The sequence below is a fragment of the Pseudomonas sp. R38(2017) genome (assembly GCF_002112395.1).
Classification (GTDB): Bacteria; Pseudomonadota; Gammaproteobacteria; order Pseudomonadales; family Pseudomonadaceae; genus Aquipseudomonas.
In genome coordinates this window covers 425,903-442,528 of record NZ_NEHN01000004.1, presented here as the reverse complement: position 1 = coordinate 442,528, position 16,626 = coordinate 425,903, and the positions used below count along the sequence as shown (strand labels likewise).

Annotated in this window: 17 protein-coding genes; 4 read left to right on the top strand and 13 right to left on the bottom strand. The window is 62.9% G+C overall.

What is annotated here, in order from left to right; genetic code table 11:
* Positions 1 to 176: 176 nt before the first annotated feature.
* Complete coding sequence (locus CAF87_RS12015; RefSeq protein WP_085731596.1) at positions 177 to 1,973, bottom strand: flavin monoamine oxidase family protein; 1,797 nt, start codon at positions 1,971 to 1,973, stop codon at positions 177 to 179.
* Between the two features lie 223 nt (positions 1,974 to 2,196).
* On the opposite strand from CAF87_RS12015, the gene CAF87_RS12010 reads away from it, so the two are divergent.
* Positions 2,197 to 3,603 carry an adenosylmethionine--8-amino-7-oxononanoate transaminase gene (locus CAF87_RS12010; RefSeq protein WP_085731595.1) on the top strand — a complete coding sequence of 469 codons (1,407 nt, stop codon included), beginning with the start codon at positions 2,197 to 2,199 and terminating at the stop codon, positions 3,601 to 3,603.
* A gap of 50 nt (positions 3,604 to 3,653) precedes the next feature.
* Positions 3,654 to 4,373: a 16S rRNA (uracil(1498)-N(3))-methyltransferase gene (locus CAF87_RS12005; protein ID WP_085731594.1), complete on the top strand. Its 720-nt coding sequence runs from the start codon at positions 3,654 to 3,656 to the stop codon at positions 4,371 to 4,373.
* Positions 4,374 to 4,377: 4 nt separating this feature from the next.
* Here CAF87_RS12005 and CAF87_RS12000 read toward each other — a convergent pair whose 3' ends face one another.
* Complete coding sequence (locus CAF87_RS12000) at positions 4,378 to 5,280, bottom strand: transporter substrate-binding domain-containing protein (RefSeq protein ID WP_085731593.1); 903 nt, start codon at positions 5,278 to 5,280, stop codon at positions 4,378 to 4,380.
* Positions 5,281 to 5,321: 41 nt separating this feature from the next.
* On the bottom strand, positions 5,322 to 6,563 hold the full coding sequence (locus tag CAF87_RS11995; protein ID WP_085731592.1) for a D-amino acid dehydrogenase: 1,242 nt from the start codon (positions 6,561 to 6,563) through the stop codon (positions 5,322 to 5,324).
* 108 nt (positions 6,564 to 6,671) lie between these two features.
* Here CAF87_RS11995 and CAF87_RS11990 point away from each other — a divergent pair, with 108 nt between their 5' ends.
* Positions 6,672 to 7,583, top strand: coding sequence for a LysR family transcriptional regulator (locus tag CAF87_RS11990; protein ID WP_085731741.1), 912 nt, complete (start codon positions 6,672 to 6,674; stop codon positions 7,581 to 7,583).
* On the opposite strand, the gene CAF87_RS11985 is transcribed toward CAF87_RS11990, so the two are convergent.
* On the bottom strand, positions 7,580 to 8,197 hold the full coding sequence (locus CAF87_RS11985) for a hemolysin III family protein (protein ID WP_085731591.1): 618 nt from the start codon (positions 8,195 to 8,197) through the stop codon (positions 7,580 to 7,582). The two genes, CAF87_RS11990 and CAF87_RS11985, sit on opposite strands and share 4 nt — an antisense overlap.
* A 141-nt stretch (positions 8,198 to 8,338) precedes the next feature.
* On the opposite strand from CAF87_RS11985, the gene CAF87_RS11980 reads away from it, so the two are divergent.
* A complete protein-coding gene (locus CAF87_RS11980) occupies positions 8,339 to 9,256 on the top strand; it encodes a LysR substrate-binding domain-containing protein (protein ID WP_085731590.1) in 918 nt (305 codons plus the stop codon).
* Between the two features lie 45 nt (positions 9,257 to 9,301).
* Here the strand turns inward: CAF87_RS11980 and madM are convergent, their stop codons facing one another.
* From madM to mdcA, 9 genes are all read right to left on the bottom strand, one after another.
* Positions 9,302 to 10,066, bottom strand: coding sequence for a malonate transporter subunit MadM (madM, locus tag CAF87_RS11975; protein ID WP_085731589.1), 765 nt, complete (start codon positions 10,064 to 10,066; stop codon positions 9,302 to 9,304).
* A 1-nt stretch (position 10,067) separates the two neighbouring features.
* Complete coding sequence (madL, locus tag CAF87_RS11970; RefSeq protein ID WP_085731588.1) at positions 10,068 to 10,484, bottom strand: malonate transporter subunit MadL; 417 nt, start codon at positions 10,482 to 10,484, stop codon at positions 10,068 to 10,070.
* 64 nt (positions 10,485 to 10,548) lie between these two features.
* Positions 10,549 to 11,469: a malonate decarboxylase subunit epsilon gene (gene mdcH / locus CAF87_RS11965; RefSeq protein WP_085731587.1), complete on the bottom strand. Its 921-nt coding sequence runs from the start codon at positions 11,467 to 11,469 to the stop codon at positions 10,549 to 10,551.
* Entirely contained in the window at positions 11,466 to 12,086 is a 621-nt protein-coding gene (locus CAF87_RS11960; RefSeq protein ID WP_085731586.1) for a malonate decarboxylase holo-ACP synthase, read from the bottom strand. The genes mdcH and CAF87_RS11960 overlap by 4 nt, the downstream gene beginning before the upstream one ends.
* Positions 12,080 to 12,865, bottom strand: a complete 786-nt coding sequence (mdcE, locus tag CAF87_RS11955) for a biotin-independent malonate decarboxylase subunit gamma (protein WP_085731585.1) — start codon at positions 12,863 to 12,865, stop codon at positions 12,080 to 12,082. Before mdcE ends, CAF87_RS11960 begins: the two co-directional genes overlap by 7 nt.
* The gene (locus tag CAF87_RS11950; protein ID WP_085731584.1) at positions 12,862 to 13,713 is read right to left on the bottom strand and encodes a biotin-independent malonate decarboxylase subunit beta; all 852 of its coding nucleotides are present in this window, start codon (positions 13,711 to 13,713) and stop codon (positions 12,862 to 12,864) included. Before CAF87_RS11950 ends, mdcE begins: the two co-directional genes overlap by 4 nt.
* The gene (locus CAF87_RS11945; protein WP_085731583.1) at positions 13,706 to 14,005 is read right to left on the bottom strand and encodes a malonate decarboxylase subunit delta; all 300 of its coding nucleotides are present in this window, start codon (positions 14,003 to 14,005) and stop codon (positions 13,706 to 13,708) included. The genes CAF87_RS11950 and CAF87_RS11945 overlap by 8 nt, the downstream gene beginning before the upstream one ends.
* Positions 14,005 to 14,877, bottom strand: coding sequence for a triphosphoribosyl-dephospho-CoA synthase (locus CAF87_RS11940; RefSeq protein WP_085731582.1), 873 nt, complete (start codon positions 14,875 to 14,877; stop codon positions 14,005 to 14,007). The genes CAF87_RS11945 and CAF87_RS11940 overlap by 1 nt, the downstream gene beginning before the upstream one ends.
* Positions 14,877 to 16,547 (bottom strand): malonate decarboxylase subunit alpha, encoded by a 1,671-nt coding sequence (gene mdcA, locus CAF87_RS11935; RefSeq protein ID WP_085731581.1) that lies wholly within the window; start codon positions 16,545 to 16,547, stop codon positions 14,877 to 14,879. The genes CAF87_RS11940 and mdcA overlap by 1 nt, the downstream gene beginning before the upstream one ends.
* Positions 16,548 to 16,626: the final 79 nt, after the last annotated feature.

The following is a 16,626-nucleotide window of genomic DNA, read 5'->3' as shown; positions in this document are numbered from 1 at the left end:
TCAGCAGCATTCGTCTTCATCAGCTCCATCTTCTCAGCACAAAGAAAAGCGCTGAACCATCTCCCCGGCTCTCATCCAATGGAGCTTGAAGCCCAACCTAGGGCAGATTGACCAAAATGGTTAATCCATAAAAAAGCGCGGCCTGAAAGCCGCGCTTTTTCATTCACCGCAAAGCCTTACTGCGCTTTGGTATCGGTCGCTGCCGCCGGGGTCGCAGCCGGTTTTGCGGCTGGTTTTTTGGCCGGCTCAGCCTTTTTCGCTGCCGGTTTGGCCGGGGCTTTTTTCGCCTCGGTCTTGGCCGCAGGCTTTTTCGCCGCTGGTTTGGCTGCCGCTTTCTTCGCTGGCTCGGCTTTTACCGGGGTTGCGGGCTTCGGCGCTTCCACCGGCGCTGGCGCAGGTGCCGGAGTCGGTGCAGGCGCTGGAGCGGCTGGAGCTGGTGCCGGCTCTGGCGCTTTTACTGGCTCCGGTTTCTTGTCGTCATCCGAACCACCGAACAGGTTGGTGAAGAAGTTGCCTTTCTTCGCCGCCGTGGCCGCACCCGCTGCGCCTGCCGCCGCTGCTGCGGTGGCCGCTGCCGGGCCGACCTTGATCGGTTCGAAGGATTTGCCTGCCGCCAGGTCTTCCACCTGACTGGCCGCACGCTGACCGGTGCGCAGCGCGCCTTCCAGGGTGCCCGGGTACAGGGTGTCGGTGTGCTCGCCGGCAAACGCTACGCGCTGCAGCGGACGCTCCCACAGGCGCCAGTATTTGCTGATCTGACCCGGGCCGAAGGCCAGGTACGAACCGCCAGTCGACGGGTCGGTGCTGTAGCGACGGATTTCATAACCGGTGAACGCGCCACGGGCCTGTGGATAAAACGCGTGCAGACGAATCAGCACCTGATCGACCATCTGCTTGTCGCCGAAGGCCTGCATGACGCGGGCGTTGTCGCCGGACAGGTTGATCACCACGTTGGCGCCGCCCTTCAGGGCCGGCTCGATCCACAACATGCCCAGACCGGTGTTGCTGTAGATCTCGCCGGACATACGCGCCTTGCTTTCCCAAACCGGCGTCTTGAACTTCAGCATGATCTGGTCGCGCCAGCCGTAGTTGGTGCCCTTGATCGCGGCCAGGTGCTGGGCATCCAGGGCCGGGGTCAGCTGAATCTTGTCGAGGGCGCGCAATGGCACCGCCAGCACGACGTAGTCTGCCTGATAGCCGACGCCGCCGACCTTGACGGTCACGCCGTCCTTGTCCTGGACGATCGCGGAAACGGGCGAGCTGGTCTTGATGGTTTTCAGCTGTTTGACGAAGGCCTGGGCCAGCACCGGGCTGCCACCGACCAGGCGCGAAGCGCGCATGTCACGGTCGGACACGCCGCGATAAACGCGGCTCTGCTGTGCGTAGTACAGCAGCGACAGACGCGACGGTTCGTCGTAATGGGTGCGGATATCCTGGTTGATCAACTGACGCGCGGTGGCAGGCAGGTTCTGCTTGTCGAGCCAGCTCGACACGTTGATCTGATCCAGTGCGTGCAGGGTGTTGGTCGCCGCCGGGTTCTGCGGATCGTCGATCGAACGCGCCAGATCGTCACGGGTTTTCTCGAAGGTTTTCAACGCCTGCGCGGTGGCCGGCTGCTTGGTGGCCAGGTCGGCGGCGGAGAAATACTCGCCATCGATCAGGTAACCCGGGGTACGCACGAATTCAGGGGCCGGCGTGGTGCTCAGCTTGAAGGTCGAGACGTACTTGTTCAGCACCGGCTGCGCCTTGTCGTTGCCGATCCACTCGCTGGTGGCCATGCCCGAGCGACCGCCCAGGCTCGGTTTGGCTTCCAGCAGCGTGACCTGCCAACCCTTGTTCTGCAATTCGTAAGCCGCGGTCAGGCCCGACAGGCCGCCGCCGATCACGATTGCGGTTTTATCCTTGGCCAGCGCCGTAACGCTGAAAAGCCCCAACACCACTAGCGCACAGGCGCGCAGCCAACCGACAGACATTCAGCGAACTCCGGAAAAACACGTAGGAAAATGCAGTTTTGCGGGTCATACGACCCAAAGAATCGCGAAGAATACGTCAGCCATCAAAACGCCGCCAGCGACGTCTATCGGCCCATACAAAGTAGCTCAATCGACGCAATGGGTTGTCCCGGCGCGACGCATTGCATAGGCTTGCGCGATTGTTTGCCCGCACCTGACGCGAGCCGCCTCGAGGAGACTGAACATGGGCCTGAACAACCAGTGGATGCAACGCGATCTCGCGGTGTTGTGGCATCCCTGCACCCAGATGAAAGACCACGAACAGCTGCCGCTGATCCCGATCAAGCGCGGTGAAGGCGTCTGGCTGGAAGACTTCGAAGGCAAGCGCTACCTGGATGCGGTCAGCTCCTGGTGGGTCAACGTGTTCGGCCACGCCAACCCGCGCATCAACCAGCGCATCAAGGACCAGGTCGATCAGCTGGAACATGTGATTCTGGCCGGTTTCAGCCATCAGCCGGTGATCGAACTGTCCGAGCGTCTGGTAAAGATGACGCCGGAAGGCCTGAACCGGGTGTTCTACGCCGATAACGGTTCGTCCTGCATCGAAGTCGCGCTGAAAATGAGTTTTCACTACTGGCTCAACCGCGGTCAGCCGAACAAGAAGCGCTTTGTCACCCTGACCAACAGCTACCACGGCGAAACCATGGCAGCGATGGCGGTCGGCGACGTGCCGCTGTTCACTGAAACCTACAAAGCCCTGCTGATGGACACCATCAAGGTGCCGAGCCCGGATTGCTACCTGCGCCCGCAGGGCATGAGCTGGGAAGAACACTCGCGCAACATGTTCGCGGCCATGGAACAGACGCTGGCGGAGAACCATGACAGCGTCGCTGCGGTGATCGTCGAGCCGCTGATCCAGGGCGCCGGCGGCATGCGCATGTATCACCCGGTGTACCTCAAGCTGCTGCGCGAGGCCTGCGACCGCTACGGTGTGCACTTGATCCACGATGAAATTGCTGTCGGTTTCGGTCGTACCGGGTCCATGTTTGCTTGCGAACAGGCCGGCATCCGCCCGGATTTCCTGTGCCTGTCAAAAGCCCTGACCGGCGGTTATCTGCCGTTGGCGGCGTGCCTGACCACCGACGAGGTGTACAGCGCGTTTTACGACGATTACCCAACCTTGCGCGCCTTCCTGCATTCGCACAGCTACACCGGCAACCCGCTGGCCTGTGCGGCGGCGTTGGCGACCCTGGATATTTTCGAACAGGACAACGTGATCGAGAACAACCGCGCACTGGCTCAACGCATGGCTTCTTCGACCGCGCATCTGAGCGATCACCCGAATGTGTCCGAAGTGCGTCAGACCGGCATGGTCCTGGCCATCGAGATGGTCAAGGACAAGGCCACCAAGCAAGCCTATGCGTGGCAGGAGCGTCGCGGCCTGAAGGTGTTCCAGCATGCGCTGGAGCGTGGCGCGTTGCTGCGTCCGCTGGGCAGCGTGGTGTATTTTCTGCCGCCGTACGTGATCACCCCGGAGCAGATCGACTTCCTCGCCAAAGTCGCCAGCGAAGGCATCGACATTGCCACCCGCGACAGCGTCAGCTTGGCGGTGCCGAAGGATTTCCATCCCGGCTTCCGTGATCCGGGCTAAGCGTCACTCGCCGCAACAGCGATCCTGATTCAATTTTCTAGAGAACCACCATGAGACTGTCCCGCTTCTTTATCGACGCCCCGCTCAGCACCGGCGAACACGAACTGCCGGAAGCCCAGGCGCATTACATCAGCCGCGTGCTGCGCATGGCCGAAGGCGATGCGGTGCAGTTGTTCGACGGCTCCGGCCACGAGTTTCGCGGATCGCTGGTGGAAGTCGGCAAGAAGCGTGTCGTGGTGCAGATCGACGAGCAGTTCGCCGGCCAGGTCGAATCGCCGTTACAGATCCACCTCGGCCAGGGCCTGTCCCGGGGCGAGCGGATGGACTGGGCGATCCAGAAAGCCACCGAACTGGGCGTGACCGAAATCACCCCGATTTTCAGCGAGCGCTGCGAAGTGCGCCTCAAGGACGAACGCGCCGACAAACGCCTGCTGCACTGGCGCCAGGTGGCGATCAGCGCCTGCGAGCAATGTGGTCGTTCGCGGGTTCCGGTGATTCATCCACCGGTGCTGCTGGCCGACTGGCTGAAACAGACCGAAGCCGAACTGAAACTGGTCCTGCACCCGGTGGCCGAGCCGTTGGTCAGCCACGCCAAACCATCGACCCTGGCATTCCTGATCGGCCCCGAAGGCGGCTTGTCCGACGCCGAAGTCGAGCAGGCCAAGGGGAACGGATTCCACGCCGCCCGCCTCGGCCCGCGCGTGCTGCGTACCGAGACGGCGCCGGTTGTGGCGCTGGCAGTGGCGCAGCAGCTGTGGGGTGATTTCTGACCCGTCACTGCACTGGATCACTGATCGGTCTGGCGATGATTGCCTTGAGTTCACTGGTCATCGGGAACTCAAGGTTCAGGCCCTTCGGCGGGATCGGCTGTTCGAACCACTTACGGTAGATTCCGTTGATCTCTCCCGAGCTGTACAGATCGGCCAACGCGCCGTTTACCAGCGCGAGGAATTGCGGATCATCCTTGCGCACCATGCAGCTGTAGATTTCCCGCGATTGCTCCTCCCCCACCACGACCCAGTTGTGCGGGTCGCGCGCCTTGGCCCGCTCGCCGTAGAGCAATGCGTCGTCCATGTAGAAGGCCGCTGCGCGTCCCGACTGCAGCATCTGGAACGCCTCGCCGTGATCCTTGGCGCTGATCACGAACATGTTCAGTTTGTGGTCTAGGTTGTAGCTCTTCAGATAGCGCTCGTTGGTGGTGCCGGCAGTGGTCACCACGTTCTTGCCGCGCAGGTCATCGAAGCTGTGGATGCCGCTGTCCTTTGCGGTCAACAACTGCCCTTTGACGTAGATGAAACCGTAGGAGAACGCGACCTGCTTCTGCCGTTCGGCCGTCACCCCGGTGGAGCCGCACTCAAGGTCGACCGTGCCGTTCTGCACCAGCGGAATCCGCGTCTGCGACGTCACCAGGTTGTACTTCACCTTCAGCTCCGGCAGTGCCAGTTGCTGCTTGATGCGCTCGACGATCTTGCCCGCCAGCTCCACCGAATACCCCATCGGCTGGCCGGTGTGATCGCCCACATACGAGAACGGCACCGACGCATCGCGATACCCCAGGGTGATGCTGTTGGTGCTGGCGATCTTGCCAAGCGTACCGGTCAGCGGCACTTCATTGGCCTGTGCCTGAGCGCCGATGAACAGCGCCAGTGTGCAGCCGAGCAACGTGATTTTTTGCATTGTTATTCTCCGTTGTGAGTGGGGTGTTTTAGCAGAGACCGTCACGCCGCGCGGGGATTGAACCCGTGCAGATCAATGGATGTGCGCTGCTGGCCGATCAGTTCGCTGAGCAACTGCCCGCTACCGCAGGCCAGGGTGAATCCGAGCGCGCCGTGGCCGAGGTTGAGCCACAGATTGCGATACGCCGTGGCGCCCAGCAGCGGAACGCCGGTGGGGGTGGCCGGGCGCATGCCGGCCCACTCAACGGCGGCGTCGTAGTTGCCAGCGTCGGGAAAGGTGTCGCGGGCCTGACGTTTGATCAGCGCCAGCCGCTCGGGATCCACCGCCGGGTCGAAACCGACGATGTCGACCATCGCCGCCACCCGCAACTGTTCGCCGATGCAGGCGAAGACAATCTTGCGGTCGTAGTCGGTGATACTGACGTCCGGTGCCCGGTTTTCACTGCCAATCGGCACGGTCAGGCTGTAGCCCTTCAGCGGATACAGCGGCAGGCGCAGGCCGGGCAGCGCCAGCGACGGACTGCGATGGCCGGCGGCGATCACCAGTTGTTCGACCGGCAGGGTTTCGTCGCCAAGCTCAATGGCCGTGACGGCGCCGAGGCTGTGGCGAATGCCGGTGACTGCCTGACCGAGACGAAACTCGCAGCGGCCCGATGCCTGCAATCGCGCCGCCAACTGTTGGCAGAAGCCGTGACAGTCGCCGACTTCTTCATCCGGCGTGTAAATCGCGCCCACAAACGGCGCATCGGTCAGTGCCGGTTCCAGTAGCGTACATTCGGAGGCGGACAACACCTGCTGTTGCTGCGGATCGGTCAGGCCTTTGCGTGCATGGTCGAAGCTTGCCGCATTACGGAAGGTCACCAGCTTGCCGTTACGCCGCCAGTTGAAACCGACGAGTCCATCGTCCTCGCGCCAGCGTTTCAGCGTGCTCTGGCTGAACAGCGCCAGACGCAATAGATGCGCGGCGTTCTCGCGGTTTACCGAAGTGCGGCAGGCGGCGAGAAACGAGGCCATCCAGCGCCACTGCGTCGGGTCCAGGCGCGGGCGCAGCCTGAGCGGTGAGTCGCCGCGCAGCATCCAGCCGATCGCCTGCAACGGCACACCGGCATCGGCCAGCGGCGCAACGTAGCGGTAGGACAACTGGCCGCCGTTGGCGAAACTGGTTTCGCTGCCCAGCGACTGCCGCGACTCGACCACCGTCACCTCGAAACCGTCGCGCACCAGCGCCCAGGCCGTTGCTAACCCGATCACGCCGCCGCCGATGATACACACACGCTGAGCCATGTCCGTCCTTAATCGTTCTTGAAGACGAGGCCGAGGTTAGGGTGAGGTGACAGGCGCCGAACAATGAATAAAGATGCCAAGCCTATAAACAAAGGTTATGGGATCGTCATGCGCCTTCGTCATATCGAGATTTTCCAGGCCATTCGCCAGACCGGCTCGGTCAGCGCCGCTGCGCAGTTGCTGCACGTCTCGCAACCGGCGGTGACCAAGGTGCTGCAGCACGCCGAGCAGCAGTTGGGCTTTGCGTTGTTTCTGCGGGTGCGCGGTAAATTGCAGGCGACCCCGGAAGCGCTTGAACTGGAGCGCGAAGTCGACAAGGTCACGGAAAGCCTGCAAGGCGTGCGGCGTCTGGCCCAGAGCCTGCGTCGCGAACCCGGTCACAGCCTGCGGATCGGCGCGACGCCGGCGCTGGCGCTGTCGTTGCTGCCGCCGGCGATCCAGCAGTGGACGGCGCGGTTCCCGGACATCGCCTGCGAACTGTCCAGCGCCCACAGCCGCGAGCTGATGCAGAACCTGCTGATGCGCGAAGTGGACGTGGCCCTGACGTTGCAGTTACCGGACCATCCGGGGCTGAAGGCGCAGGCATTGGCCTCGGGTGTGTTGGTGGCGCTGGCGCCGAAAGGTTATTGGCCGGAGGAAGACGCTGGCCAGCCGTTGTCGTTGATGGCGTTGGCCGGAGCGCCACTGATCGGGCTGTCCAGCTCCGACCCGCTGGCTGCCCGGCTCGACAGCTATCTGGAAGCCGTCGAACCGTCGCCGCGTGTGCGGATTGCCGTGCAGACGTATTCGCTGGCGAGGGCGATGGTTGAATCCGGAGCTGGGGTGGCGGTGATTGATCCGTTCACCGCGCTCGGTGCCTCATCGGCCACCACCACTATCCGCCCTCTCGCCCCGCCGCTGCCGATCACACTGTATGCCGTGACCCGTGCCACCGAGCCACCGCCGCACACCCTGAATGATTTGCTGCAGATATTCAGTCAGCGCGCTGGCGAACAACTCGACCGCCTGACGGGCACTTAAAGGACGTAAAACAGAATCGCCACAAAGTGCAGCAGACTCCCGGCAATCACAAACAAATGCCAGATCCCGTGGGCATGCCGCAACCGGTGATCAAGGGCAAAAAAGATAATCCCCACGGTGTACAACACGCCGCCCGACGCCAGCCAGGCAAACCCCGCCGTCCCCAGTGCCTCGATCAGCGGCTTGACCGCCACCAGCACGATCCAGCCCATCACCGCGTAGATCACGATCGACAGGATCCGCGCCTCGGAGCGCGGCTTGATCTCTTGCAGGATGCCGATCAGCGCCAGGCCCCAGACAATTCCGAACAACGTCCAGCCCCATGGCCCGCGCAGGGTCACCAGACAAAACGGTGTGTAACTGCCGGCGATCAGCAGGTAGATCGAAAAGTGATCGACCTTCTTCATGATCGCTTTCTTGCGCCCGCGCACGCTGTGGTACACGGTGGATGCGCTGTAGAGCACCAGCAAGGTGAAGGCGTAAATCGCCACGCTGACGATCTTCCACGGGCTGCCGTCGAGGCTGGCGATCACCAGCATCCAGACGCCCCCGACAAACGCCGCTATCGCCCCGACCAGATGCGTCCAGGCGTTCAATTTTTCTCCGTGATACATGTGTCGCACACCTCGATTTCATTACCGCAGCGCGCAAGGCTCGGGCCTTGAGCGTAAAAGCGCAATGTTTCCGTTCAACGCGGGCCTGCACCTGTCCTGATATTTGGGCACAATCGACCGATACCAAGAAGAGTCCGCGCCATGCTGATCGACGAAGAATTGACCCTGAAGAAACTCGAGGTGTTCCTCGCCTTCATGCGCACCGGCAACCTCGCCCGCGCCGCCGCCGAGTTGCAGACCAGCAACGTCAGCGTGCACCGCGCAATCCATTCGCTGGAAAGCGCCCTGCGCTGCCCGTTGTTCAAGCACGAAGGACGCAACCTGACCCCGCTGGAGAGCGCCTATGTACTCGAAGAGCGCGCGCAGAAGCTGATTCAGGACGTGGTCGAAAGCGTGCGCCTGACCCGCGAAGCCGCCGGGTTCTCGGCCGAGCGCTTCAAGCTCGGCTCGCTGTATTCGCTGACGGTGAAGACCGTGCCACAGCTGATCATGGGCTTGAAGATCCGCCGCAGCGAACTCAACATCGACCTGATCCTCGGTTCGAACATCGACCTGCTCTACAAGCTGAAAAACATGGAAGTCGACGCGATCCTGGTGTCGCTGGACGACAGCGTCAACGATCCGGACTGCGAGCAGATTCCACTGTTTTCCGACGACATCTTCCTCGCCACTCCCGCCGATTCCCGCTTCGCCCAACGCAGCGAAGTGGATCTGGCGGAGGTGCGCGATGAGACCTTCATCACCCTCACCCAAGGCTTCGCCACCCATCAGGACGGGATTCGGGTGTTCAGGCAGGCAGGGTTCGAGCCGAAGGTGGCGATGCAGGTCAACGATATTTTCACCCTGCTGAGCATGGTCAGCTCGGGGGTGGGTTATGCGTTGCTGCCGGGAAGGATTGCCGCGGTGTACGAGAACCGGGTGAAGCTGATTCCGTTGCAGGAGAAGTACCGGTTGCAGCAGCACATTGGCGTGGTGTTTTTGAAGGCCAAGGAGCGGGATCCGAATCTGCTGGCGTTGCTGGCGGAGTGTCGGATGTATGCGAATCGCCAGACCACCTAACGATCATTCCCACGCTCTGCGTGGGAATGATCAGTTATGTTGAGGTCAGCCAACGATTCCGCGAACGATGAAGAACAGCAGCGAAGGCCCAAGCAAGCACCCAAGCCCGGTGTGAAACGTAGCCGTCAACGCCCCATAAGGCACCAACCGCCGATCCGTCGCCGCCAACCCAGCCGTCACACCACTCACGGTCCCGGCCAACCCGCCAAACACCATCGCCGAGCGTGGATTGTCGAGGCCCATCCAGCGCGCCGCCACCGGGGTGCCGACCATCACCAGAATCGCCTTGATCAAACCGGTGGCAATCGACAGCGCCATCACATCCGAGGTCGCGCCAATCGCTGCGCCAGTCACAGGCCCGACGATGTAGGTCACCGCACCCGCGCCGATGGTGGTCATGCTCACCGCATCGCGATAACCGAAGGCCCAGGCCATGCACGCACCGACAATGAACGGCAGGATCGTGCCCAGCAGCAACGCGATCACACCAATCAACCCGGCCTTCTTCGCCTCGGTCGCCTGCACCTCGAAAGCGGTGGCAACAATGGCGAAATCCCGCAGCATCGCGCCGCCCATCAGGCCGATACCGGAGAACAGCGACAGGTCCGCCAGGCCTTTCTGTCCGCCGGTCATGGTGCCGCCGACCCAGGCCAGCACCAGGCCAATGACGATGGCAATCGCCGAGCCGTGAATCCGTCCGAACGTCAGGCGTTTGGAGAGAATCACCGAGACCCACATGATCACGCCGACGAAGGCGAACGCAGTGATCAGACCATTGTGTTCCAGACCTTTTTCAATGAGATCCCACATATCAGCGACCTCCTACCGGTGTGCCGGCCGGGGAGATTTCCGCCGGTTCATCGGGCAAGGGTTCACCCTTGTGGGTGCGGCTGATCAGGGCAATGGTGCAGCCACAGACCACCACCGAACCGATTGCCGCCAGCACCGCCACCGGGCCGCCGTGCAGCGCGGTGACGACGTTCTGTTGCGCGGCCATCGCCACCACCACCGGAATGTACATGGCGCCCCAGAAGCCGACGCCCATCTCGCAGTCCTTGGTCATGCCGCCGCGTTTTTGCATCCACAGCCGCGCGCAGATCAACAGGATCATGGCGATGCCGACCCCGCCGACGTTGGATTTGACCCCCAGCAACACGCCGAGCAGGTCACCCATGATCACCCCTGCCAGCGTACAGATCGCCAGCAGCGCCACACCGTAAATAATCATTGTTGTAGTCCTCAAAGTGCATCGTCGAATGTTGTTTTTGTTGTTCGAAGCCTGAGTCGGTGATTTAGGGTCGTCGGCCCTCCTCCTCTCGCAACAGCGCCTGCAAGGTGTCGAGCCGGGCACTGTCGAAGGCAGTGACAGTCCCCTGTTCGAACACCCGGCGCGCCAGCCCGGTAAGCACCGCACCGGGCGGCAGTTCGATCTGTAGTCGCACGCCGCGCTCGTAGGCGCTTTGCACGGTGCCGCGCCAGTCCACCACGCGGCACATGTTGAAGGCGAGATCGTCGCGCAGCGCGCAGGCGTTGGTCACAGGCCTTGCGCGACTGCCGCTCAGGTAAGCGATGTTCGGTGTTTTCAGTTCAACTCTGGCGAACGCTTCGGCGAGTGTTTGCGCAGGCTCATCCAGCAATGGGCAGTGCGACGGCACGCTGACCGCCAGACGTTTTGCCAGCCCGGCGCCACGACTGCGCGCCAGCTCGGCGACCGCTTGCATCGCCTTGTCGCTGCCGGCAATCACCACCTGGTTATCGGCGTTGATGTTGGCCAGGTAAACCGGCGTTTCTGCGCCGTGCACCTGCGCCAGCAAATCTTCGACTGTGGATAATTGCAGACCGATGATCGCGGTCATGCCGAAGCCCTGTGGATAAGCCTGCTGCATCAACTCGCCGCGCAGGCTGACCAGATGCAACGCATCGCTGAAGCTCAACGCGCCGGCGACTACCGCTGCCGGGTAGGCACCGATGGACAGGCCGGCGACGTAGTCTGCGGTGAGTCCGTCCTGCAATAACTGCCGCGACGCTGCGACTCCGGCGATCAGCAGGCAGAGCTGAACCGCCCGGGTGCTGTGCAACGCTTCGATCGAATCCAGCCGCAAGACATCCTCACCGAGGTTATCGCTGGCCTCGATCAGCGTTTCCCGAGCCAAACGCTGGAGCATGCCGGGTTGCTGTGCGCCCTGGCCGGGAAACACCAGCAGACTGCTCACGCTGCCTGCTCCTGCGGGTTCCACGGATCTGAAACGAGGCAGGCCTGATGGGTATTTTTCAGCAACACTCGCGCCGAAGTACTGGCCCATTCGCGCAGAGCCACCGCACCAAACGGCGTCTGCAATTGCATGTCGACCCGGCAGATCGCCTGATCGAAAACCGCGACCAGTTTGCGCGCCTGATTACGGGTGATGAGTTGCGGTGTACGCAGGATCAAGTCGAGATCGCTACGTTCGTGCATCGCCGCACATCCACTCGCCAATTCGAATCCGGCACTGCCGCTGACACCCCAGACCCAACCGCAATCATCGAGCACCGGCCGCAGTTGCCGGAGCGCGTGCATGACCGGCAGATCACGCCCACTCTCGACATGACAAAGCGCTTCAGGGCTGACCCGACAGGCAATCGAATCAATCGCCATGAACGCCGCCAAGCGCTGCTCGCGCAGCACACCGCGCACGCCAACCGCGACCAGACCTTCAGCGCTCACGGCCCGCCGCACCACCACCGGTTGCCCGACAGCCAGCGAATCAATCGCCCACTGCGGCGCATCCGCCGGCAACTGCTCAGGCGTCATGCCCCACAGCAAGTCGTGGGCGAGAAAGCTGTTCACCACTGCGCCCTCAGCAACTCGCGCACCCGACTGGACGCCGCACGATTGGTCGCGCCAAGGCGACCGCTCAGATCACTGCCGGTGACATCGCCGATGGCCTGGGTCAGGCACTCGGTCACCCGCGCCAGATCCTCCGCTGTCGGCTGATCGATCTGCTGCACCGACAGGGTTTCCCAGAGCAATCCGAGGCTGGCGTAGCTGTCGATGTCATAAGCCATCGGCGGCACGCTGGACGCCAGGGCTTCCAGCTCTTCGACGCTGCGCAGGGTCACCCGCGCCGCCGACGCCTTGCCCATCGCATGCACCATCACCCCCGGATCACGCAGGGCGATCAATCGGTTGGCCTGATAACCGTGGGCCAGAAATGCCCCGGACATGGCCTTGCCCACCAGCAACGCAATCACCGGATGCCCGGCCAAACGGGCGCGGGCGTAAGCGTCTGCCGCACCGGCCAGCGCCTGATGAATGCCGAGGGCTTCTTCGCGGCGACCGTAGGCCTGGCTCGGCACATCGACGATGGCGATCAAGGGACGCTTTTGCGTTTTGTCACGGTCGGCGGTGATCGCGTCATCCACCGCTTTCGCCAGGCCCCAGCCTTCCAACAATCCGACTTCGCCGTTGCGAGCGCGAGGGAAACGGTTTTGCGGATCGGCAACCACGGCGATAAACCGCCCGAGTTCACCCTCGGCGACCTTCAACGAGGGCGGCAAACCTTCAACCACATTCGCGCCAGCGCTCAAGGCGTTGAACCAGTTCAAACCGCGCACGGAATAACCACTCATGAGCGCTCTCCTTGATACAGATCGCGAACCACCGAAGGCTCGATTTGCTTGTCAGTGTCCAGGCCCGTCAGGCGTTGCAGGAACCACTCGGCACGCTGGCTGCGCGGTTGTTTCGGCAAGCCCAGTTGCAGCAACTCGCCGACCTGTTGACGAATCTGCACCACGTCATCGGCGACATAACGGTCCACCAGACCACTGGCAAACCGTTGCTCGCCACCGGTCAGGCTCCAGATGAAGGGCCGGTCGCGGGAGTCGTATTCCTCGATCCCGGCTTCCTGCTCGATCACCTGCGGGCCGTTCAGGCCGAGGCGTGCTTCCTGGGTCACCAGCAAGTAGCTGCACAGCGCAGCGGCAATCGACATCCCGCCAAAGCAACCGACGCTGCCGGCGACCACGCCGACCACCGGTTGGTACTGCTGCAGATCGACAATCGCCGCGTGGATGTCGGCAATCGCCGCCAGTCCGAGGTTGGCTTCCTGCAAGCGCACGCCGCCGGTTTCCAGCAGCAGGATGGCGCGGGTCGGGATGCCTTTGCGGTTGTCTTCAGCCGCCAGTTCCAGTGCGCCGGCTATTTTGGCGCCACCGACTTCACCAAGACTGCCGCCCTGAAACGCGCCCTCAATCGCCGCGATCACCACCGGCAAACCGTCGAGGCTGCCCTTGGCGATCACCACTCCATCATCAGCCTGCGGCACCACGCCCTGACGCTCGAGCCATGGCGACATGACGCGTTGGAACGGATCGAGCAGTTCGCGGAAGGTGCCGGCGTCGAGCAAGGCTTTTGCCCGCTGCCGAGCACCAAGTTCGACGAACGAATGTTTGTGCAGAAGCGCTGAGGTATCAGTCATGGCCGATCTCCTCGAAGCCTTGTTCCAGACGCAGGCGCACCACGCCCGGGGTCGCGCCGAAATCGTGGATATCGATGGCCATCGCCGGCGGTGTGGTGCCGTCGAACATCCGCGCAAACAGATTTTGCCAGCGCTGCTGCGCACCGTTGACCGAGGTCTGCACATTGATAGTCAGCTTGCCGGCCAGGCCCGGTTCGATCAGCACTTCCAGATCGCCCGAGCCGACACAACCGACCAGCGCCCGACCGCGTGGCGGCTGCCCGGCGGGGAATTCAAAGGATAAGGTTTCCATCAAAACGCTCCCTGAAAGATGCCGTCGCACTCGATCCGGTCGAGCAACAACGTGGAGGCGAGCAAGTCGGCGGCGCCACCGGGCGAGGCATTCAATGCGATGAGTTGTTGATCCAGTTCATGCAAGCGGCGGCGACCGGTGAGGCTGGCACTGCCACCGGCGTCGAGCACTGCCTGGGCGCCGTGCTGCATGGCGTGCAGGCCCTGTTCGCCGGCGCGGTACAGCACGCAGGTATCGGCGAGCCTGGTCATGATCGCCAGCAAGCCATCGAGCCGGGCGTTCTGTTCGCCATGGCCGGCGGCGCGGCTGCGTTTGAGCTGCGGCAAACCGCGCTGCACCACCGACGGGAAGCCGAGTTGCGCTTCTTCCCGGGCACCGCGAGCGCCGTAGCGTTGGGCGACTTGCGCGCCATGGCTCAGCGGGCGCTGCGCATAACGGTCATCGAGCAATGCCAGACGCGCAGCGCGCAGGGTAACGGCGCCAGCGCTGGTGGACTTGGTGTCCAGCGCAGCAGCCGTGACCAGCAGGCCCAGCGCCCAGATCGCCCCGCGATGGGTGTTCACGCCGTGGGTGGTGGTGAGCATCGCCTGCTCGCCTTCCCGTCCGATGCGGCCGATGGCTTCGCGCAGCGGCAAGCCGATTTCGCCGAATTCGAGCGCAGCTTCGGCCATTTCCTTGAACGCCGGCCACAGCGCCAACGCCGAGGCATGCATCAATCCCAGGTGCAGATCGGTGTGCGCACCATTTCCGCGTCGGTCGACCAGCGCCGGTTTCGGCGACAGGTCGGCTTCGTCGATCAGCGCGTCCACTGCCAGGTCCGCTAATCGGTCAGCCAGAAAAACAGGTTTCGCTTTCAGGTTGAGTGCGTGCATTACCAGCTCCTGAACTTGGCGGGCGGGTTGTAGAGGCCGCCGGACCACTCGACCAGATCGGCCACGCTTTTCGCCGCGAGCAATTCGCGGGTGGCGTCGGTGCGACGGATGCCAAGGTCTTCGGGCAAGGCGATCAGGCCTTCGCGGCGCATGCGTTCAGTGTCTTTCGGGTTGTGGCGCAGGCCGATGGCAGTGACGCCGGCAACGGCAGCGATCATCGCCTGACGCTCTTCCAGCGAGCGCGCCTTGTACAGGTAGGCGATGCCTTCTTCGGTGAGCAGGTGGGTGACGTCGTCGCCGTAGATCATGATCGGCGCCAGCGGCATGCCGCTCTTCTTCGCCACGTCCACCGCGTCGAGGGTCTCGACGAAGGTCGGTTTGCCGCCCTCCTGGAAGGTCTCGACCATCTGCACCACAAGCTTCTTGCCGCGTTCGAGCATCGGCTGCTGCGAATCGTCATGGCGCATGTCGAGCCAGGCCGGGGTGCCATGACGGCGACCGCGCGGATCGTGGCCCATGTTCGGTGCACCGCCGAAACCGGCGAGGCGGCCACGGGTCACGGTAGAGGAATGGCCATCGCCATCGACTTGCAGGGTCGCGCCGATGAACAGGTCTACCGCGTATTGCCCGGCCAGTTGGCAGAACATCCGGTTGGAACGCAGCGAGCCGTCGCGGCCGGTGAAGAACACGTCGGGACGGGCGGCGATGTAGTTTTCCATGCCCAGTTCGGTGCCGAAGCAATGCACGCTTTCGACCCAGCCGCTTTCAATCGCCGGGATCAGCGTCGGATGCGGGTTAAGCGTCCAGTTACGGCAGATCTTGCCCTTGAGGCCGAGGGATTCGCCGTAGGTCGGCAGGATCAGTTCGATGGCGGCGGTGTTGAAACCGATGCCGTGGTTCAGCGACTGCACGTTGTGTTTTTCGTAGATGCCGCGGATCGCCATCATCGCCATCAACACGTGCACAGGCTTGATGTGGCGAGGGTCGCGGGTGAACAGCGGTTCGATGTAGAACGGCTTGTCCGCCACCACCACAAAATCCACCCACGATGCGGGAATATCCACGCGAGGCAGTTCGCTGACGTCGTCCACCAGTTGATTGACCTGGACGATGACGATGCCGTCGCTGAAAGCCGCCGGTTCGATCAGCGCCGGGGTGTCTTCGGTGCTCGGGCCGGTGTAGATGTTGCCGGCACGGTCAGCCATGAACCCGGCCGAGAGCACGACGTTGGGGATCAGGTCCACCACCAGACGGGCATAGAGTTCGATGTAAGTGTGGATCGCGCCGATTTCCAGCAGACCGTCTTCCAGCAACTGGCTGATACGCAGGCTCTGGGTGCCGGCGAAGGAGAAATCGAGCTTGCGGGCGATGCCGCGTTCGAACAGGTCGAGGTGCTCGGAGCGGCCGACGCTGGGCATGATCATGTGCAGGTCGTGGAGCTTTTCTGGATCGGCCATGGCCAAGGCCCGGGAAAGGAAATCCGCCTGCTTCTGGTTGTTGCCCTCCAACACCACACGGTCACCGGGCAGGATCAGCGCTTCGAGCGCCGCGACGATCTTGTCGGTGGGCAGCACCGCACCGTCGGCCAGCCCGCGCACCTTGTCGAGGCGCCGCAGCTTCTCGTCACGCCGCCGCGTCCAGCGCGAGTCGGGGGAAATTGTTGTTGTCATGCTCACTCCACGGGGTTCGCTGTCGTGGAGCTACCTTAGGAGTGTGATCGAGGGGCATCAATCAAGCGCGGTGGTGAAC

Bases quoted from the DNA above. Each gene is read 5' to 3' on its own strand.
- madL (WP_085731588.1), bottom strand. From the start codon at position 10,484: ATGATTATTTACGGTGTGGCGCTGCTGGCGATCTGTACGCTGGCAGGG.
- CAF87_RS11950 (WP_085731584.1), bottom strand. From the start codon at position 13,713: ATGACTGATACCTCAGCGCTTCTGCACAAACATTCGTTCGTCGAACTT.
- CAF87_RS11945 (WP_085731583.1), bottom strand. From the start codon at position 14,005: ATGGAAACCTTATCCTTTGAATTCCCCGCCGGGCAGCCGCCACGCGGT.
- CAF87_RS11990 (WP_085731741.1), top strand. From the start codon at position 6,672: ATGCGCCTTCGTCATATCGAGATTTTCCAGGCCATTCGCCAGACCGGC.
- CAF87_RS12005 (WP_085731594.1), top strand. From the start codon at position 3,654: ATGAGACTGTCCCGCTTCTTTATCGACGCCCCGCTCAGCACCGGCGAA.
- madM (WP_085731589.1), bottom strand. From the start codon at position 10,066: ATGTGGGATCTCATTGAAAAAGGTCTGGAACACAATGGTCTGATCACT.
- CAF87_RS11985 (WP_085731591.1), bottom strand. From the start codon at position 8,197: ATGTATCACGGAGAAAAATTGAACGCCTGGACGCATCTGGTCGGGGCG.
- mdcA (WP_085731581.1), bottom strand. From the start codon at position 16,547: ATGACAACAACAATTTCCCCCGACTCGCGCTGGACGCGGCGGCGTGAC.
- CAF87_RS12010 (WP_085731595.1), top strand. From the start codon at position 2,197: ATGGGCCTGAACAACCAGTGGATGCAACGCGATCTCGCGGTGTTGTGG.
- CAF87_RS11980 (WP_085731590.1), top strand. From the start codon at position 8,339: ATGCTGATCGACGAAGAATTGACCCTGAAGAAACTCGAGGTGTTCCTC.
- CAF87_RS12015 (WP_085731596.1), bottom strand. From the start codon at position 1,973: ATGTCTGTCGGTTGGCTGCGCGCCTGTGCGCTAGTGGTGTTGGGGCTT.
- CAF87_RS11995 (WP_085731592.1), bottom strand. From the start codon at position 6,563: ATGGCTCAGCGTGTGTGTATCATCGGCGGCGGCGTGATCGGGTTAGCA.
- CAF87_RS12000 (WP_085731593.1), bottom strand. From the start codon at position 5,280: ATGCAAAAAATCACGTTGCTCGGCTGCACACTGGCGCTGTTCATCGGC.
- CAF87_RS11940 (WP_085731582.1), bottom strand. From the start codon at position 14,877: ATGCACGCACTCAACCTGAAAGCGAAACCTGTTTTTCTGGCTGACCGA.
- mdcE (WP_085731585.1), bottom strand. From the start codon at position 12,865: ATGAGTGGTTATTCCGTGCGCGGTTTGAACTGGTTCAACGCCTTGAGC.